General features: G+C 67.3%; 10 protein-coding genes. 7 read left to right on the forward strand and 3 right to left on the reverse strand.

Going from position 1 to position 18,545, the window contains the following annotated elements; all coding sequences use genetic code 11:
* Window position 1: 1 nt before the first annotated feature.
* Window positions 2–2,080: a carbohydrate-binding family 9-like protein gene (locus tag AKJ09_RS15555; RefSeq protein WP_146647986.1), complete on the reverse strand. Its 2,079-nt coding sequence runs from the start codon at window positions 2,078–2,080 to the stop codon at window positions 2–4.
* A gap of 193 nt (window positions 2,081–2,273) precedes the next feature.
* Here AKJ09_RS15555 and AKJ09_RS15560 point away from each other — a divergent pair, with 193 nt between their 5' ends.
* The 3 genes from AKJ09_RS15560 to tsaD all read left to right on the forward strand — a co-directional run bounded on the left by AKJ09_RS15560 (window position 2,274) and on the right by tsaD (window position 8,112).
* The gene (locus AKJ09_RS15560; RefSeq protein WP_169927560.1) at window positions 2,274–6,416 is read left to right on the forward strand and encodes a tetratricopeptide repeat protein; all 4,143 of its coding nucleotides are present in this window, start codon (window positions 2,274–2,276) and stop codon (window positions 6,414–6,416) included.
* A gap of 3 nt (window positions 6,417–6,419) precedes the next feature.
* The gene (locus AKJ09_RS15565; protein ID WP_146647988.1) at window positions 6,420–6,971 is read left to right on the forward strand and encodes a hypothetical protein; all 552 of its coding nucleotides are present in this window, start codon (window positions 6,420–6,422) and stop codon (window positions 6,969–6,971) included.
* Between the two features lie 76 nt (window positions 6,972–7,047).
* A complete protein-coding gene (gene tsaD / locus AKJ09_RS15570; protein WP_146647989.1) occupies window positions 7,048–8,112 on the forward strand; it encodes a tRNA (adenosine(37)-N6)-threonylcarbamoyltransferase complex transferase subunit TsaD in 1,065 nt (354 codons plus the stop codon).
* A 394-nt stretch (window positions 8,113–8,506) separates the two neighbouring features.
* Here tsaD and AKJ09_RS15575 read toward each other — a convergent pair whose 3' ends face one another.
* On the reverse strand, window positions 8,507–10,288 hold the full coding sequence (locus tag AKJ09_RS15575) for a PilZ domain-containing protein (protein WP_169927561.1): 1,782 nt from the start codon (window positions 10,286–10,288) through the stop codon (window positions 8,507–8,509).
* A gap of 323 nt (window positions 10,289–10,611) precedes the next feature.
* Here AKJ09_RS15575 and AKJ09_RS15580 point away from each other — a divergent pair, with 323 nt between their 5' ends.
* The 4 genes from AKJ09_RS15580 (at window position 10,612) to AKJ09_RS15595 (ending at window position 16,533) form a co-directional block, all read left to right on the forward strand.
* A complete protein-coding gene (locus AKJ09_RS15580; RefSeq protein ID WP_146647991.1) occupies window positions 10,612–11,157 on the forward strand; it encodes a YaeQ family protein in 546 nt (181 codons plus the stop codon).
* Between the two features lie 96 nt (window positions 11,158–11,253).
* Entirely contained in the window at window positions 11,254–12,591 is a 1,338-nt protein-coding gene (locus tag AKJ09_RS15585) for a ferritin-like domain-containing protein (protein WP_146647992.1), read from the forward strand.
* A gap of 74 nt (window positions 12,592–12,665) precedes the next feature.
* Complete coding sequence (locus tag AKJ09_RS15590) at window positions 12,666–13,724, forward strand: hypothetical protein (protein ID WP_146647993.1); 1,059 nt, start codon at window positions 12,666–12,668, stop codon at window positions 13,722–13,724.
* Between the two features lie 145 nt (window positions 13,725–13,869).
* The gene (locus tag AKJ09_RS15595) at window positions 13,870–16,533 is read left to right on the forward strand and encodes a hypothetical protein (protein WP_146647994.1); all 2,664 of its coding nucleotides are present in this window, start codon (window positions 13,870–13,872) and stop codon (window positions 16,531–16,533) included.
* A 211-nt stretch (window positions 16,534–16,744) separates the two neighbouring features.
* Here the strand turns inward: AKJ09_RS15595 and AKJ09_RS15600 are convergent, their stop codons facing one another.
* Window positions 16,745–18,277 (reverse strand): acyl-CoA carboxylase subunit beta, encoded by a 1,533-nt coding sequence (locus tag AKJ09_RS15600; protein ID WP_146655547.1) that lies wholly within the window; start codon window positions 18,275–18,277, stop codon window positions 16,745–16,747.
* Window positions 18,278–18,545 lie beyond the last annotated feature (268 nt).

Raw genomic sequence — 18,545 nt, forward strand, 5'->3', positions numbered from 1 at the left:
CTTACTCGAGCGACAGCGTGCCGAAGGCGTCGGGCACGTGGAAGTTGGGCTTCGGCGTGTTCGTCGGGCTCCACGCGAGATAGAGGCGCTTGCCCTTGCCCTCCATGCGATAGAGGGCAAGGGGCAGCTTCTTGCCCTTCGCGAGAGCGCTGACCACGTCCGGCGAGCGAAGGGCGAACTCGATCGTGGCGCGGTGATGCTCTCGGTCGACCTTCGTGACGATCTTCGGATCGCTCGACCAGGCCACGTCGCTCTTCTTCGTCTTTCGATTGACGGACAAGTCGAAGAAATGGCCGAGCGGGCCGACTTCGACCTCGTAGTAACGCGTGCGCTCGGAAGCGTCCGGGCCGAGGAAGAGCTCGACGCAGTCCTCTTCGTAGAGCTTCTCGCGCTCGGTTCCGACGGGGCGCGAAGCATCGACCGCGAGTCCCGCGCCCTCGAGCTCCCAGAGCATGTAGAGCGCACGTTTCGACCACATCGCTCGCACGCGTGTCGAAACGTCGGTCTTGGCGCCCGACCAATCGGTGTCGAACGCGACGGGCGTGGCGCGCTTCCAAGCCGCGTCCTCGATGCCGTCGACGGTCACCGCCGCGTCGTCGACCATGGGCGCCGTCATCGTCGGTCGCTCGCTCGTCGTTCCGGCATCGGAAGCACCGCTGCCCGGCGAGCTCTCGGGTTTCGAGTCGTCCGAGTGGAGCGCGAAGCCCGACATCGAGACGAAGTGCACCGGCCGCGGCTTGGCGAGGAGCTCCGCGCCGTTGCCTTCGACGACCGGTGACGAGAGGTCGATGCCGAATCGTTTGGCTGCCGTCTCGATGAGCGGTGACGTCTTGTGGCCGCCGAGCTCGCGTGCGAGGTCCGCGTTGTCCCACAGGCCGAGAAATGCGGCGGCAACGCGATCGACGGTGATGGGGTTGAGCCCGCCAATCGCCACGCTCTCGGTCGACGGCCATCGCTTGGCGAACCCATCGCCGGCTTCGGCCGGCGCGCCTTCTGCGAGCACCACGTGCGGAGCGGCGAGCTCGAGAACGTCGGACATTCGCTCAGCGAACACCTCGAGGGCCTCGATATACGCCTTTTGGCCTGCGGCCTTGTCCGTCTTGAGGAGCCCGAGCGCGTCGCCGAGCTCCTTGTGCATGCGCCATTTCTGTTTGTAGGCGGGCGATGCATCCGAGAGCATGACCACGCCCTGCCCGCCTTTGATCGAAACGGACGCGACGCCGAAGCGATGCGCTTTGATCTTCGGCGCCGAGATGAAGAGACCGTGCTCGAGGTGCTCGGCGAGGATCTTCGGCATGAGCAGCGTGGGCGCATGGGTCTTCTCCATGCCGCTCACGGCGAGGGGCTTGCCGGGCTGGTCGTCTTCCTTGTCGAAGACGCCGTCGTCGTCCATCGCGACGAGGCGGACCTTCTCCTCGTGCGCCATCGCGGCATAGCCGGAGACCTTCACGAGCTTCTCCCAGTCCGCGTGCTTGGCGCCCCAGCCTTCGGCGACGGTGATCTTGTCGTGGCCGCGCGCCTTGAGGCAGCGAACGATGCCGCGCACGAACTCCGGATCGGTGATCCGGCCTTTCACGCCGTCGTCGCCGTCGTTCTTCGCAGGATCCTTGAACCATTCGAAGCCGCCGAGATTCGGCTTGATCAAGATCGGCGTGTCTTTCGGGCGCGACGGGACGACGGCTTCGCAGAGTCGCGTTCCGAGGTCTCGCGCACTGCCGCCCTGAAGCATGGTCACCTTGGACGAGTCCTTGGCGAGCCGCTCGTGGGTGCGACGGCGCAGCGCCTCGCCATCGACGGCGCCCGTGGTCACGACCTTTGGACCGCCGGCCCAGCTAGTGGACGCCCCCGACATCACGTCGGTCACCGGAGGCACGGCTGCCGACGCGGCACTGACCGGCACGTGCGGGCCCGCAGGCGGGCTCGTGTTTGTCGCGACGCTCGCGTCGACGCGCGAGGAGGCGCGAGACGAGACGACTGGCGCGGTCGATGCGTCCGTTCCCTCGGACTTGCGCGAACACCCGACCAGACAGGACACCAGCGTGACGACGGAGCCGAGAGCGAAAGAGACGGTACGGCGCATTCGGGCTGCATCCTGCGTCACCTCGCGAACGGTCGGCAACCGTCGAGCTCGCCAACGCCGCCGGCCGCCACCTGAGGGCCTCTTTCACAGGCGTACGCGCAGGTCGCACCGCGCCGGTCGTCCCAGAGGCCCTCGGATGAGCTTTCGAACCCAATCGAATGCGACGCGGCGCGAGGGGGTCTACACTGGAAGCGTGCGTCTCCGACGTCTCTTCGCACTGACTTCTCTTGCCGTCGTCGGCATCGCGTTTTCCGCGCCCGCGTTCGGTCAGGACTTCGATCCTCGCGGCCGAAAAAAGCCCGCCGGCCAGACGAAGAAGCCGGGAGGCTCCGCACCCGCCAGGCCCGGCGCCGGTCGTCCGGGTTCTAGCCCTGCCGGCCAGCCTGGGCCGCGTCCGACCCCGACGGGCGAGGACGGTGGCGACGCCAGCGCGCAGATCGCGAAGTACACGAAGATCGCGCTCGCCCAACCGGCCGCGCCGATGCCGCTCCAGCGTCTCACCAAGCTCTACCGTGAGAAGGACGGCAACCTCGGCAATCTGGTGAAGGACTTCGAGGCCCGCAGCGCACAGGCCGGCCCCGAGCAGTACGCGGCGATGGTGCTCCTCGCTGGCATCTACAAGATCGACGGACGCGCCGACGACGCCATCAAGACCTACGAGAAGGCGATCGCGCTCAAGAACAACGATCCGGCGGCGCTCCTCGCGCTCGCTCGCCTCCTGCAAGACCGAGGCGACGCCGCGGCCGCGCGCAAGCAATACGAGAGCGCGCTCGCCCTGCAAACGGCGGCTCCCGACAAGGAGCAGACCCTCCGCACGTTGATGATGCTCTCGCTCGACGAGAAGGACTTCACGGCGGCCAAAGGCTTCCACCAGCAGCTCGTGAAGATGCAGCCGACGAGCCTCTTCGTGCGCGGCGAGCTCGGTCGCGAGCTCTTCCAGCGGGCCGAGTTCGAGAAGGCCGAGGCCGAGTTCAAAGATCTCGTCGCCGCCGCGGCGGGCGACAACCGCGCCCTCGCTCCCGCCCTCAAGGACCTCGGCAAGGCACAGGCGAAGGCGCACAAGAACCAAGAAGCCCTCGCGTCCCTCAAGAAGGCGCTCGCGAGCGCAGGCCAGGAAGCGGCCGTCCGCGCCGAGATCTACGAGACCATCACCGAGATCTACCGCGCCGATCAGCAGCTTCCGATCCTCATCAAGCAGATCGAAGACGAGCACCCGAACGACTTCCAGCGGCTCTCGCTCCTCGGCGCGCTCTACGAAGAAACGGGCGACAGCGTCAAAGCGATCGAGGCCTACAAAAAGGCGCTCGCGATCAATCCGAAGCACATCGACCTGCGCCTCAAGATGATCCACGTGCTGCAGTCGCAAGGCGAGCTCGATCGCGCGATTGCCGAGTACGAAGCCCTCATCCGGGCGGCGCCGAACAATCCGCAGTTCGTCTTCGATCACGCCGATGCCCTCATGCAGCGCGGCGATCGCGCCCGCGCCCTCAAGCTCCTCACCGAGCTCGAAGCGCGCGGTCAGACGGACGAAGAGATCCTCTCGCGCCTCGCCGACTTCTACGGGCGCATCGGTGAGAACGATCGCTCGCTCAAGGTGCTGACGCGCCTGGCCCAGGTCGGCGCGAACGATCCGGGTCACCTCGTCGACCTCGGCGATCACTACTACCAAGAGGGCAATCACCAACTCGCCGTACAGACGTGGAAGCGGATCCTCACCACCGTGAATCCGCGAGGGCGTGCCCTTGCGGCGCTCGGCGATGTGTACCTCGAGCACGACATGCTGCCCGACGCGCTCGCCGCCTACCGCGAGGCCGTGCAGCTCGAGCCGCAGAACCTCGTCTTCCGCAAACAGCTCGCCGGCGCCCTCGAGCGCTCGAAGAACTATCGCGAGGCGCGCGTGCTCTGGCAGGAGCTCGCCGAAAAATCGAAGCAGAACGGCGACAAGATCCTGGCGCGTGAAGCCCGCACGCGCATCGTCGCACTCTGGGGTTTCGAGCGCATCCTCGAGGCCCAGGTGGCGCCGTTGCAGCAGAAGTTCTCCGCCACCCCGCCCGACGTCGATGCGGGGCGCATGCTCGCCGAAGTGCAGCTGCACACGCGCAAGTTCCCGGACGCCGAGAGCACGCTTCGCCGCGTGATCACCGTCGCGCCAGGCGACGCCGACAGTTACCTCGCGCTCGAGCGCGTTCTCGTCCAGCAGAACAACGAGGCGAAGCTGCAAGACGCCATCGCCGTCCTCGAAAAGCTCGTGGCCGTCGAACCGAAGCGCGCCCGCGAGCTCTATCAGCGCATGGCGCAGTACGCCCTCCAGCTCCGTCACGACGACGATGCGATCAAGTATGCCGCGCGCGCCGTCGAGCTGAACCCCGACGACGCCGAAGGCCACAAGCGCCTCGGAGAGATGTATCGCGATCGGCAGGATCCCGAGCACGCCATCGTCGAGTTCCGCGCGGCCATCGCGAAGAACGATCGCCTCTACATCGTCTACCTCGAGCTCGCCGATCTCCTGCTCTCCAAAGGCCAGGGAGAAGAAGCCGACCGCCTCTTGCGGCGCGTGATTCGTGGTGCGCCTGACGAGGAAGTCGTCGCCCACGCGCTCCGGCAATCGATGTCGATCAACCAGGGCAAAGGCACCCTCGAATCGCTCGAGCAGGAGCTCCTGCCGCTCGCCATCGGCAACCCGCAGCGCAAGGTGTATCGACGCTGGCTCGTCGACATCTACGGGAGCCTCTCGCTGGCCCTCGTGCCGAAGAGCCGCGGAACCGGCAAGGACGCCGAAGAGGCTCGCGCTGCCCTGTCCCGCATCGGAGGACGCGCGGTCAAGCCGCTCCTCGATGCCCTCGCCGATGGCGATGCTGGACAGCAGCGCGTCGCCATCGACGTCCTCGGTTACGTCCAGAACAAGAACGCCGGGACAGCGCTCTTCGCCTTCGCCACGGGCCAGGCGGAAGCGCCGCTTCGGACGCGCGCCATGCTCGCGTGCGGCGCGCTCCGTGATCCGGCGCTCTTGCCGAAGTACGAGGCCCTGATTTTCCCGAAGCAGGGCGGCTCGACCGAGGCGATGGCCTCCGACAACGTCGCGACCGCGGCGAGCTGGGCCGTCGCGAAGCTCGGGGATCGCAAGTCGGTGCCGCTCCTCAGGCGCATCGCGCAGAACGGAACGCCGAACATGCGAGCCTTCGCAGTGCTCGGCCTCGGCGCGCTGAAAGACCGCTCGAGCGTTCCGCTCCTCGCTACGACGGCGCGCTCTCCCGATGCTGGCGCCGTGGCGCGCGCGGCTTCGGCCTACGCACTCGGCGAGCTCGGTGCCGACAGCGAGGCGACGTATCTGGCCACGCTGGCCGACGGAACCGAGCCGCTCCCGAGGCAAATGGCCATGCTCGCACTCGCCCGCATGGGAACGGCCGCGGGCAAGAGCGAGCCCCCGGGAGGCAAGGCCGCCATTGCGGCCATCGCGAATGGCGTGTTTGCGGGCGAAGGCGAAGGCGGTCGCGCCGAGCGTGCTTCTGAAGCGATTCGCCGCGCGGCTTCCGCGTCACTCGTGCTCCTTGCCACCAAGGGCGCGAACGATCACCGCCCCGACCTGCCGACGCCCGACGAGAGCGTCGACGCCGAGCTCGCGCTCGACCAACTCGTTCCGCGCACGTTCTCCGCCAAAGATCGCGCGCTCGCCCTCGTTACGTTCGCCGAGCCTCTCCAGAAGGCTGCGCAGAGCGCCATGGCAACGTCGAGCGAACGTGCGAGCGCGGTGCTCGATGCCATGGCGGGCGAAGACGGTGCCTTCGAACCGTTCGTCGGAGCTCAGGAGACCCCCGAGACGAGCGCTGCGCGGGCCAAAGCGCGTGACATCGCAAGGTCCGTCGAACCGAGCGTGATCGAGCTCTCGCGTCACCCCGATCCGAACCTGAGGACCAAGGCGCTCGGCCTGCTGGCGCGCTCGACCTCCGATCAAGCCTCCGCGGCGATGGCGCAGGCCCTGACCGACCCGAACGAAAATGTGCAGCGCGTCGCCCTCGCCGCGATCGGCAAGCACGGGGATGCACGCACCGTGGCGTCCGTCGCGAAGGTGATGCACGGGCACGGCAGCTGGGCCATGCGCGTGCTCGCCGCCGAAGCCCTCGGGCGCCTCGGGGTCTCGGGCGCGGGCGCCTCCGCGTCGAAGGAGCTACGCGAGGCGGCCACCAAGGAGTCCTACGCGCTCGTTCGCGAAGCGGCGCTCGTGGCCCTCGCCTCGTTCGACAAGGCTTCGGCCGCGTCGCTCGCGACCACCATGGCCGAGAGCGATCCCGAGCCTCGCGTGCGCGAAACGGCCGTGAAGATTCGAGCGGGCAAATAGCCGATGCGTCGACTCGGCCTCCTCGTGTTGTGCGCGGCGGGTGCCCTTGGCTGCCGCGACACGTCACGCTTCTCGTCGGATGGAGATCGCTTCGAAGGGCCGGTGGTGAAGGGCGGCTTCGTGCGGACGGGTCTCGGGGAAGACGCGCGACTCTGCATGACGCTCGACACGAACCACCTGCAGGACGCGCCGGGCAACATCTCCAGCACCGACGGCCGCTTCAAAGATACGCCGCTCCGATCGATCCCGCAGATCTGGCACGATCCGCTGTCGACCCTGAATTTCGGGGAGGGGCGCGTCCAGAACCTGATCTATTCGGCCACCCCGGTCGACGGCGGCGCCGACGTGATGGTGGTCATCTCGCTCATGGAGTCGACCGGCATCGAGGTTCGTATGCTCCGGAGCGCGCCGCCTCCGGCCGTCCCGGTGCAGGTCACGACCGACGCTCCGGTCACGCCTTCGACTGCGCCTGCACCTGCGCCTGCCCCCTCCCCCACGAGCGACCCGATCTTCGGCGTCTTCACGCTCAAGCGTCAGCCGGGCAGCTGCGACTGAGCCTTCACGGCGCGAACGCTCGCGCTTCGAGCGCCTTCCGCTTCCAGATCCGGCGGGTCCGTGCGAAGAGAGGGCCGTGCGTGTCCTGGGCATCGAATCCTCGTGCGACGAGACCGGCGCGGCGGTCGTCGACGAAACCGGTCGCGTCCTTTCGGACGTGGTGCAAAGCCAGGTCACCCTCCATGCGCCGTACGGCGGCGTCATTCCCGAGCTCGCCTCCCGCGATCACCTCAAGAATTCCGGGCCCGTCGTCCGCGAGGCCCTCGAACGCGCCGGAACCAAGCTCGAGGAGCTCGACGGCATCGCGGTGACGAACCGACCGGGCCTCGTCGGAGCGCTGCTCGTCGGCCTGCAGACGGCCAAGGGGCTCGCGTGGTCGCGGGGGCTGCCGCTCGTTGGCGTCGATCACCTGGTCGGTCATCTCCTCGCCGTGTTCCTCCGTCGCGGAGAATCGGGCGAGGCGCCCCCGTCGTATCCCTTTGTCGCGCTCCTCGCCTCGGGCGGGCACACGGCCATCTATCGGGTCGACGGCCCACGCGCCGCCGATGTCCGCGAGCTCGGCGGGACGCGTGACGACGCCGCGGGCGAGGCTTTCGACAAGGTCGGAAAGCTGCTCGGCCTCGGTTACCCGGGTGGCCCGATCATCGATCGTCTCGCCAAGCAGGGCGATCCGAAGGCGATCCCGTTCACCCTTCCGATGGGCCACACGCGATCGTTCGAGTTCAGCTTCTCGGGCATCAAGACCCAGGTGGCTCAGCTCGTTCGCGAGAAGGGCGTGCCTCAGGGCGAGAAGCCTCTCGCCGATGTCTGCGCGTCTTTCCAGGCCGCCGTCACCTCGGTCCTCGCCAAGAAGCTCGTGGCCGCCGCCGTTCGCGAAGGCGTTTCGACCGTGGTCATCGGCGGCGGCGTGGCCGCCAATCGAGAGCTACGTCAGCGCGTGGGAGCGCTCGCCGCCGAGCACGGAATCCGTGCCGTGTTGCCCGAGCTCGCGAGCTGCACCGACAACGCCGCGATGATCGCGTACGCCGGCCTGATGCGTCTGCAGGCAGGCGAGCGAGACGGCTACGAGCTCCTCGCCACGAGCGCGACGTCGCTGCCGAAGACCACCCGCAAGGGTCGTGGCTCACGCGACGCGGTTTAGGTCTAGCTCTAGCGCCAGGCCGTCATCAGAAAGCCAGCGACGAAGGCGACTCCCCAGAGCGGGAGGAGCAGGCGGACCAGCGAGCTATCGAGGGGCATGCGTTCCACGAGCCTTCCTTTCGAAGCAAAGAACGAGCCCGTGCTCTCGATGTCGTCAAACGCGCGGGATTTCAGGGATTGCGGAGTTCTGCGGTCGTCGTTTTGGATGACAGGAACACGCTGACCACGACACGAATGTCAGTGCGTCTTCGCTCGTCGACCCCATGTGCGGCTCGACGAGATCAGGGCCGTTGCGTTGCAGAATGCACGAAAGGCCGCGAGGGAATCGTCCTCGCGGCCTTTCTCATTTCTGGGCACCTCGGCGCCTCGTTTCGCGAACGAGCGCCTTCGGGCGATCAGCGGTGCTTCTTGCTCTTCTTCTTCGTCGGCGTGACGTGCGCTTCGGGCGCCTTCTCACCGGCCTGACCAGCCTTGGCGAGAACGAGCTCGAGCGAGTCACCCTTGGCGCGAACCTGGTAGTTCGGGACGCCGTCCTTGAAGGTCACCGAGAGCTCCGCGCCCGACGGCTCGTTCGACATGCGAATGGCGGCGATGCGGCTGTCCTTGGCGGCGAGAGGCGCGGCGGCCTCGAGCGAGAGGCGGCCGGGGATGACGACCGTGAAGCCCGAGGGCTGCGAAGCGCCGTGGATCTTCTCGATGGCACCATCCATCTTGATGCGCATCACGTTGCCGCTACCGACGGGGCCGTTACCGAACGGCGTGACCTTGCCGGGCTTCTTCTTCGGAGCATCGAACGACGGCTCGTCGTTGACGCGCTGGCCGAAGGCCGCAGCCGAGGCCTGCATGAGCGGATCGTTGGCCGCCTGGACGGGCATCGGCGCAGGAGCAGGCGCCGGGGCCGAAGCAGAAGCTGGAGCCGCAGGAAGCTCGGCCACCGGGGCCGCGCTCTCGACGGGCGCCGTCGCAACCGCAGCAGGCGCGGGCTTGTGGAGGGCGAACGCGGCGAGCGCGATGGCGACGATTCCGGCGCCAGCGACGGCGGCCTTCTTCTTCGTGATCTTGAGCGGGGACTCCGCCTTGGTCGGCTCTTCCATCTTCTTCTCCTCGCTCTCGTAGCGAACGACCTTGCGGCCCGCCGTGTGGAGGCCTCCCCCCGGAGGCGGCGCCGTCATGCGACGCATCGGGATCGCGACGTCGTCGCCCTTGCCGCCGCTCTTCTTGGCAGCGCGAGCAGCGAGCAGCGCGAACGTGGTCTTCGCGCGCTTGGCCCACATCTCGACGGCCGGGGTGATCTTCGACGCCGTGCGCACGAGCGTGCCCTTCAGCTTGTTCGACTCTTCGACTTCGACGTCGTGCTCGCCCGCCGCGTCGACCGCCTCGGAGGTGCTGTGGGCGCTCTGCTCGGCATGACCGGCATCCGCCATCGCAACCTCTTCGCTCTCTTCTTCGTCGCCTTCGGCCTGCGCGTCGTCGTGCTCCGAGGCCGACATCTCGTCGTCGTGGGCCTCTTCGGCCTCGTGGCGAGCAACCATCGTCGGCGCCTCGCCGATCGATCGAGCCTCGGCCTCGGCGGCTTCGTCATCGTAGCGGAGCGTGACGACGAGCTGCGGAACGCGCGACTCGTTCGGAACTTCGACCGAGACGCCGTCGATCATGGCAGGACGACGGGCGCCACTGCCCGCGTCTTCGATGTCGAGGCCCTTGCCAACCTGGAGGAAGCCGAGCTCGCTGAACGCCGTGACGCTCGTGCCCTGGCTCGCACGCACGCGTGCACGCATCGGCGACGCGAGACCGTCGATGTGGAGGCGGATCTTGCGGCCCTGGGGAGCCTTCGGCAAAACGCCCTCTTCCGCCATCCCGAGGATGCGGTGGAGCGCAACCGTGCTCTGGCCGTCGAGGTTGGTGAAGCGAACTCCGAACTCGCCACCTTCCCCGTGATCTTCGTTCCAGAGAACTTCGCCCGCGGCGAGGACGGAGACGCCCTGGCCCGCGTCGAAGCGGCAGCGGATCGGCTGACCGACTTCGGGCAGGTACGCCGTACGAAGCTGCATGCCCTCTTCGGAGAGGTTGACCGCCTGCGCCTCGAACGAGGGGCCGAGCGAGCCACCAACCTCGACCATCGCGTCGAACGGGATCCGCATCGCACCCGGCGCGCGGCGATCACTTGCAGTGTTCATGTTCATTCCTCCGGACACATGACCGTCCTAAGGAGGAATGGTGGTTCGGGCCAAATTCTTCGCTGCGCAACACTTATGCAAGCACGCGAGAGACTCGTGATCCGCGCGCGGAAGGCGTCGCGTCAACGCTCTCAGCGATCACCGAAGTGAGCTCGGTGCGGACTGACCACGGCCGCCAAACTGGAGGGCGATGGAACCGCTCCCCTTCGAGCGCAGGAAATTCAACGACTGCGGCGACCACTTGCGTGGACCGCAAGTCTGTCGCGAACTCCGTTTCACTGTTCAATCCGCGCAACGGAGTTGCGCTGTAGACTGCGCGGACCATGGCGCTCACCGCAACGATGCATCACGTGGAGGTCGCGTTGTCGGACGTCGATCGAAGCGTCTACGAGACGCTCGACCTTCGCGTGGCGCAGCATCCTTCCGAGACAATGCGCTTCCTCGTGACGCGCGTGCTCGCCTACTGCCTCTCCTACGAAGAGGGCATCGCGTTCAGCAAAGGCGGCCTGTCCTCGACCGACGAGGCTCCTATCGCGGTGCGCGATCCGACGGGGCTCTTGCTCGCGTGGATCGACATCGGCGTGCCCTCGGCGGAGCGGTTGCACAAGGCCTCGAAGGCCGCTCGGCGCGTCGCGGTATTCACGACCGAGCTCGGCAATCTTCGTCGCACCGTCCTCGGGCAGAAGATCCACCGCGCGGAGGACGTCGAGGTGTGCCCGCTCGACGTGGCCTTCGTCGACCGCATCGTCGCCAAGATGGATCGCAACACGAAGCTCGATCTGACGCGCAACGACGGACAGCTCTACGTCGTCATCGACGGCGCGACGCTCGAAACTCCCATCGTGCGAGTGCCGCTCTTCGAGTCGTGACCGGCGGCACACGACAACGTTGTCAGGGCTCGAGACCCTGCCACTGCGTGAATCTCGCGTGAATCTCGTGGCACACGCGTTGCTGAGATCCACCCCATGTCGAACCGTCGAAGCCATCGCCTCCGTTCGCTGTTTCACGCCGTGCTCGGCGCCACCTCGGGAGTGACGCTGCTCGCGGCGTGCGGGGCGAGCAGCGATACGATCGATGCTGCCGACTTCCAAACGAACCAGTGCCGAGCGAGTGCGCTCGAGGGCGTCACGCCCGGAACTCCCGTCGACTACCTGGAGTTACGTTCGGGCACTCAGTGGAGTGACAGCCAGGGGCAGGCTCCCAGGGTGATCGCACAACAGGGCACGCCCTGCGCGACGGCATCGTCGCCCGACGTTTGCAAGCGCACGCTCGCAGCGCTCCGACCGACGAACGTGCCCTCGGTGAAAGGCGGGCAGCTCCCCGTGAGCAACTACCTCGTATTCACGCGAGGGGACGACGTCATCGCGGTGACGACCAAGAACGATCTCGTAGCGTTTCTCACGCCCTTCGAGAATCCGCGGGACGGGTTCCTTCTCGTCTCCGAGTTCACCGAACATACGATTCCCTGCGACGGCTCGAACGTGCGCGCAGCCGGCGACGGCTTCGAGTTCCGGACGACGACGGGCTATGCGTGCGGAGAAGGCACCCACCTCGACGCGCACGTCGTTCGCGTCTCTCGCAGCGGAGAGACGTCGGTCGTCGAGTCCAAGCGGCTCGAGGACGGCGACCCCGGCTGTGCGATCGGTCGTCGTCCGGAGGGCTACTCCGCGACCGTGAAGTCGACGACGATCGGCGAGTACTTCGCCAACGCCGCCGAGCTCGAGGCCGCGTCCGTTCCCGCCTTTCGCCGTCTCGCGCGCGAGCTCCGGGCACACGGCGCACCGACCGAGCTCGTGGAACGAGCGAAGGCGGCGGCTCTCGACGAGGTTCGGCACGCACGCGCAACGCGTGCGCTCGCCAAACGCTTCGGAGCATCCGCGAAGTTGCCTCGCATCGGCAAGCTCGGGATTCGCTCGCTCGACGAGATCGCCATCGAGAATGCGCGCGAGGGCTGCGTTCGCGAAACGTTCGGTGCGCTCGTCGCGACGTTCCAGGCACGCCGCGCGAACGATCCGGAGATCGCTGCCGCGATGGCGGCTATCGCCGATGACGAAACCGAGCACGCAGCCCTCGCCTGGGACGTTGCCGCATGGCTCGATGCGCAGCTCGACGACGCGGCGCGCGAGGCCGTTCTCCGCGCACGAACGGAGGCCTACGAGGAGCTCGCCGACGCTGTCGAACGTCCATCGTATGCGGAGGCCCGGCTCGGCTTGCCCTCCACCGGCGAGTCGCTCGCGCTTCTCACCGAGCTAGGCGGCTCTCTCTACGGCTCCATCCCCGATCCCCTCGGCGACGCGGCCTGACGCGGATCGCAACGGCGTCGCGAGACGACCATGGGATGCGGCCGGCGTTGTGGTCACGGCTATGGTCGGTGACGATGACCACGCCGGTACGCCGAGTCCTCCTGCTGCTCTCGTGCGTTGCGGCGTGCTCGAAGGAAGCGGCAACCGAGCCCGCCGCGCCGACCGATCCGATCGACGCGTCCTCGTCCGAACCAAACACCTCCCAGGGTGACGCCGCGACGTCGACGAGCTCCGATGCGGCGGAGGTGGACGCAGAAGCGGACGCCGACGCCGACGCCGACGCTGCATGTGGCCCCGTTCGACGCTTCAGCTACACGTCGACGGCAGTCACCTCGCTGGGATGCGATGCGAACGCGGCCGCAACGATCATCGACGCGCCGGTGCCCGCGCGAGGACGAGCCCTCGGGCGCGCGACCTTCGACGTGCGCCTCGCGAATGGCAGCGTCATCCATTTCTGGAACGTTCGCGTCGCGATGGGAGAGCCTCTCTTCTCGTACGGACTGGGCGACGACCTTTGCCCAGGCCCGACGCACCATCGCTCCAACGTCGGCTTCGGGAAGCTCACCGACGTGGACAATCACGCTCGGCTCCTCGGCTACGCGGGCGCCGCGCCCTGCACGGCCGGTGCCGTGGAGGTGCTAGCTGGAGCAACGCTCGAGCTGTGGGTCGAGGACGAGCGCGAAGCCTGCGCCGGCAAAGACATCGCGTTCGCCAGTTGGTACGGATCGAAGGGTGTGGCGGACTACCACGAGTGGACGACGTCGATGGCACCGATGCCGGGCGTCGTCGCGAGCCTCACGACGGACGCTCCCAGCGAGAAGCTCCGTGTCATCGGCGTGGTGGAGGGCTCGCCGGCGATGAATCCCAACAAGACGTGCGGCGCCGAGAGTTCGACGCTGGTCATGCAGACCACGCTCGACAAAGCCGTCATGGCGACGAGCACCGACGCGGTCCCGGCATCCCAAGGGATGGGGCATCTCGTGCTCTTCACGTCGGGCGATGCGCAAGAAACCCGGTCGGTCACTCCCGGCGCACACGAAGCGTCGCTCCTCGTCGGGTCGAACTTCACCGGCACGGTTCGCACGGGAGGCTGTTGCGGGGACGGTTCGGTCGCGCTCGTACGCGAGCGCTGACGTCTGGACGCGCTGAATCGCGAGCGCCGCCGAAAGGTGCGGCCCGAGCCATGCACGTGGTCGCCTCGTGAGCGACGGAGCGGCAACGAGCTCTCGACGGAAAGCGCCTAGGTCGCGCGTAGAGTCGGCGCTGCGCATCGGCGTCGTGGCGTTCTTCTCGCTCGCGCTCTTTTACGTCGTGGCCGTCAATCTGTTCCTATCCACGCCGCTCTTCGAGGCCGCGCTCGGACGTGATCCCGACACCATCGCGATAGGGCTCGACCGCGCATGGTCGATCCTCCCCGGTCGCGTTCACTGCTCGAACCTCGTCATTCGGGGGCGTGACAGCAGCTTGGAATGGATCGTCCGCATCGACGAAGCCGACGTGGACATCGCGCTCTTGCAGCTCGCGAAGAAGCGCTTCGCGGTGTCTCGGGTCCACGCGCGAGGGAGCTCGTTTCGCATGCGAAAGCGCCTCGACTTCGCGCCGACCCCGGCCGAGATCGCACACATTCCGCCGATCGAGGGACTCCCGCCGTGGTCGCTTCGACCGAAGAACATCGACCACAGCAACGTATGGTCCGACAAGGCCTACCACCTCTGGAGCATCGACCTCGAGAATGTCGACGCGGAGGACGTGCGCGAGATCTGGGTCGATCGCGAGCGCTTCGAGGGTCATGCCGACGTTCGAGGTCGCTTCTATCTGAAACCGATCCGCCTCGTCGACGTCGGGCCGGTGCACGTGGCAGTTCACGAGGGGATGGTGAGCACGAACGGTCCGGCGGTCATCTCGCCGATCCAGGGCACGGTCGACGTGCGCATCCCACCCTTCGACCCTCGCATCGCCAAGGGCGACACCATCGCGCGTCGATTGACCCTCCACACCGACCTGCGCGGCGCGTGTTCGAACATGCTCTATTTGATGAAGCCGCTCCCGCCGGACGTCAGGCTGGAGGGGTTCGTCGACATCCCTCGACTCGCGGTGAAGATCGACGCTGGAGAGCTCCGGACCGGGACTCACGTCGAGCTGCACGCACCGCACACGGTCCTGCGAAACGAAGGCTATCGCTTCGACGGCAAGGCCTCGCTGCGGGCCGACGTCGAGCGCGAAGCCCTCACACCGACCCTGCGCTTTCGATTGGACACCGAGGACCTCGAAGTGAAACGGCGCTCGACGAGCGGGGACGAGCTCATCGTGCGTGAACCGCATGCCGTGGTTCGCGGCGATGCCACCGCGCTCGTGCTAACCGAATTCCTGCGCGACCTGCACGCCGTTGCCGATTTCCCGGAAGCCGATGTCCCGGACATGCGCACGCTCGACGGCTTCATCCCGCCGGACACGCCGTTCCGCATCGAGCGTGGACAGGCGCGGGCGGCGGTGACGCTCGAGCGTTGGACGGCCCAAAACCGCACGTCGGGCAAGGCTCGTTTCACGGCGGACGACCTCGACGTCACGTTGGCAAAGCTTCGCATGCGCGGATGCGTCGACGCAGAGACGACCTTCACCACGCACCCCAAGGACCGGTCGTTGCTGGAACACGTACACGCCGGCGTGACACTGCACGATGGCTCGCTGGCCTCGGAGCACACGCCCGCGACGCCTTTCATGCGAACGCCGGAGCTCCGTGTCTCGGCCCATGCCGAAACGCTCCTTCTCGAAGATCCGCTGGCGAACCTCGACGTCTCCGTGCGCATGCCGGAAGCGTCGGTGCTCGATCCCCATCTCCTCCAGGCCTATTCACCGGGCGGCCAAGAGACCAGCATCGCCCCAGGCCGCGGCGACTTTGCGATGAAAGCCGACGTGTCCGTCGCCGACCACCTGGCAAGCGGCACCCTCGACGTCACCGCGAACGATCTCGGATTCACCTACCGCGACGTCGACGTCACCACCGTCGTGCGTGCGAACGCGCGCGTGCACGACTGGGACTGGCAGCGAGGCGATCTCGCGCTCGACGACGCGAACGTCGACATCACGAACATCCGAGCGGGAAAGCGGGGCATGCCTCCGTCACCACTCGGCTCGGTGCTCATGCACGCCCAGAGCCCGAAATTCTCGTTCGAACATCCGCGAGAGGAGCTCTCGCTGTCGGCACGGGCTCGGCTCCCCGACGCTCGAACGCTCGGCCTGTTCCTCCCGCCGGACAGCATCCTGACCATCGAGTCCGGCAGCGCAGACCTCGAGGCCAACCTCGACTTCTCTCCGAGGCCACCTCGCACGACGGGCCGGATAGCACTCGATGTCTCGCGCGGGAGCATCGTGCTCCGCGACCGGACCCACGCGAGCGGCGACGTCCACTTCAAGGCGATCGTGAGCGGAGAGCCCGTCGATCATCGGTTCGACGTGTCGGGCTCGCGCCTCGTCACGAGCAACGCCTTGGTCACTACGCCGGACTCCGAGACCAAGACCTGGAACACGGACGTCGTGCTCGAAAAGGCCATCCTGGGCACGCGGCCCATGGGAATCGACGCGACCGTCGAGCTGAACTCGAAGGATGCGCGCGAGATCATCGCCGGGATCGTCCGTCACGCGCCACCGATGATCGTGCGGAGGCTCACGATGGTCCCACACTTCGAGGCCCACGCGCGGGTCTCCGCGGGCCCCTCGCGCATCGTGGTCCACGAGCTCCAAGCCCACGGCGGCGATCTCGCGGTGCACGGCCTCGTGGGCCTACGCGCAGAGCACCACCGCGGCGCCTTCGTGATCAAGAAGGGCTTCCTCTCCGGCGGCGTCCGATTCGACGACGCCGGAGCCCACGCCCGCCTCTTCGGTCTCGACCACTGGATGCAAGGCCAAACCCGCGACGTCATCAATCTAGTCGGCGCCCCGTAAAAGCTCTCCTCCCTTCTCCCTTAGGGAGAAGGGCCGGGGATGAGGGCGGGGCTTGCTTCGCGGTCTGGCCTGGCTCGCGCTGTCAGGGCCGGGGATGAGGGCGGGGCTTGCTTCGCGGTCTGGCCTGGCTCGCGCTGTCAGGGCCGGGGATGAGGGCGGGGCTTGCTTCGCGGTCTGGCCTGGCTCGCGCTGTCACGCCTGGCTTGCCCCGTCAGAGCGGGATGTTCGTGTGCTTCTTCGGCGGGTTCTTGTCGCGCTTGTCCTTCAACATTTCGAGCGCGCGGTGGAGGCGAGCGCGAAGGGTGCGCGGGTAGATGACTTCGTCGATGAAGCCGAGCTCGGCGGCCTTGTAAGGGTTCGCGAACTTGTCGCGGTAGTCGGCGATGAACGCGGCGCGGGTCGCGGCGGGATCGGCGGCCTTCTCGATCTCCTTGCGGTAGACGATGTTGACCGCGCCCTCGGGGCCCATGACGGCGATCTCGGCCGTCGGGAACGCGAGGTTGATGTCCGCGCGAATGTGCTTCGACGCCATGACGTCGTACGCGCCGCCGTAGGCCTTGCGGAGGATGACGGTGACCTTCGGGACCGTCGCCTCGGCGAAGGCGAAGAGGAGCTTCGCGCCGTGGCGGATGATGCCGCCATATTCCTGGTCGGTGCCGGGGAGAAAGCCCGGGACGTCGACGAAGGTGACGAGCGGGATGTTGAAGCAATCGCAGAAGCGCACGAAGCGCGCGGCCTTCTGCGAGGCGTCGATGTCGAGAACGCCGGCGAGGACCTGGGGCTGGTTCGCGACGACGCCGACCGAACGGCCGCCGATACGCGCGAAGCCGACGACGATGTTCGCCGCGTAGTCGGGCGCGATCTCGAAGAGGTTCTCGTCGTCGACGACGGCGCGGATGACGTCTTTCACGTCGTACGGCTTGTTCGACTCGACGGGGATCATCGTGTCGAGCGCGGGAACCTCGCGGAGCGGCGGATCCTGCGTGGCCTTGAACGGCGGATCTTCCGCGTTGTTCGAAGGCATGAACGAGAGCATCTCGCGGATCTGCGCGATGCAGGTCCTGTCGTCGGGCGCGGTGAGGTGGCAGACGCCGCTCTTGCTCGCGTGCGTGTGCGCGCCGCCGAGGTCTTCCTTCGTCACCTCCTCGTGCGTCACCGTCTTGATGACGTCGGGGCCGGTGATGAACATGTAGCTCGTGCCTTCGACCATCAGGATGAAGTCCGTGATGGCGGGCGAGTACACGGCGCCGCCGGCGCAGGGGCCCATGATGGCGCTGATCTGCGGGACGACGCCGCTCGCGAGCGTGTTCTGCAGGAAGATGTCGGCGTAGCCGGCGAGAGACTCGACGCCTTCCTGGATGCGCGCGCCACCCGAGTCGTTGAGCCCGATGACGGGCGCGCCGACCTTCATGGCCATCTCCATCACCTTGCAGATCTTCGCGGCGTAGGCGCCCGAGAGCGAGCCGCCGAACACGGTGAAGTCCTGCGCGAACACGAAGACCTTGCGACCGTCGACGAGGCCGTAGCCCGTCACGACGCCGTCGCCGAGGACCTTCTGGTCCTGCATGCCGAAGTCCGTCGCGCGGTGCGTGACGAAACGGTCCAGCTCGATGAAGGAGCCGGGGTCGAGGAGCAGGTCGATGCGCTCGCGGGCGGTGAGCTTCCCACCTTCGTGCTGCTTTTTGATGCGGTCGGCGCCACCGCCAAGGAGGGCCTTGGCGTTCATGTCGTCCAGACGCTTCATGTGGGAAGGCGTCACGGCGGACGAGGGGGCAGCAGAGGGCGGCGCAGACTTGGTGTTGGCCATCGCGCGGTCTTATAAGACGCCCACGCGGGCGCGGGAATAGGCGGAATCACCCGGACCGGCTAGCGCGGGCTAACGCGGGCCAGCCTGGCACCCACCCGAGCCATCCGTCCCCCTGATCGCGGCGCCCTACCCCCACGCGGGTGACAACCCTGGACCTTGCCCGGTCTGGCGGAATGACCGCGCTAACAATAGTATCGAAATGGGC

This window comes from Labilithrix luteola (assembly GCF_001263205.1).
In the GTDB taxonomy this organism is placed as follows: domain Bacteria; phylum Myxococcota_A; class Polyangia; order Polyangiales; family Polyangiaceae; genus Labilithrix; species Labilithrix luteola.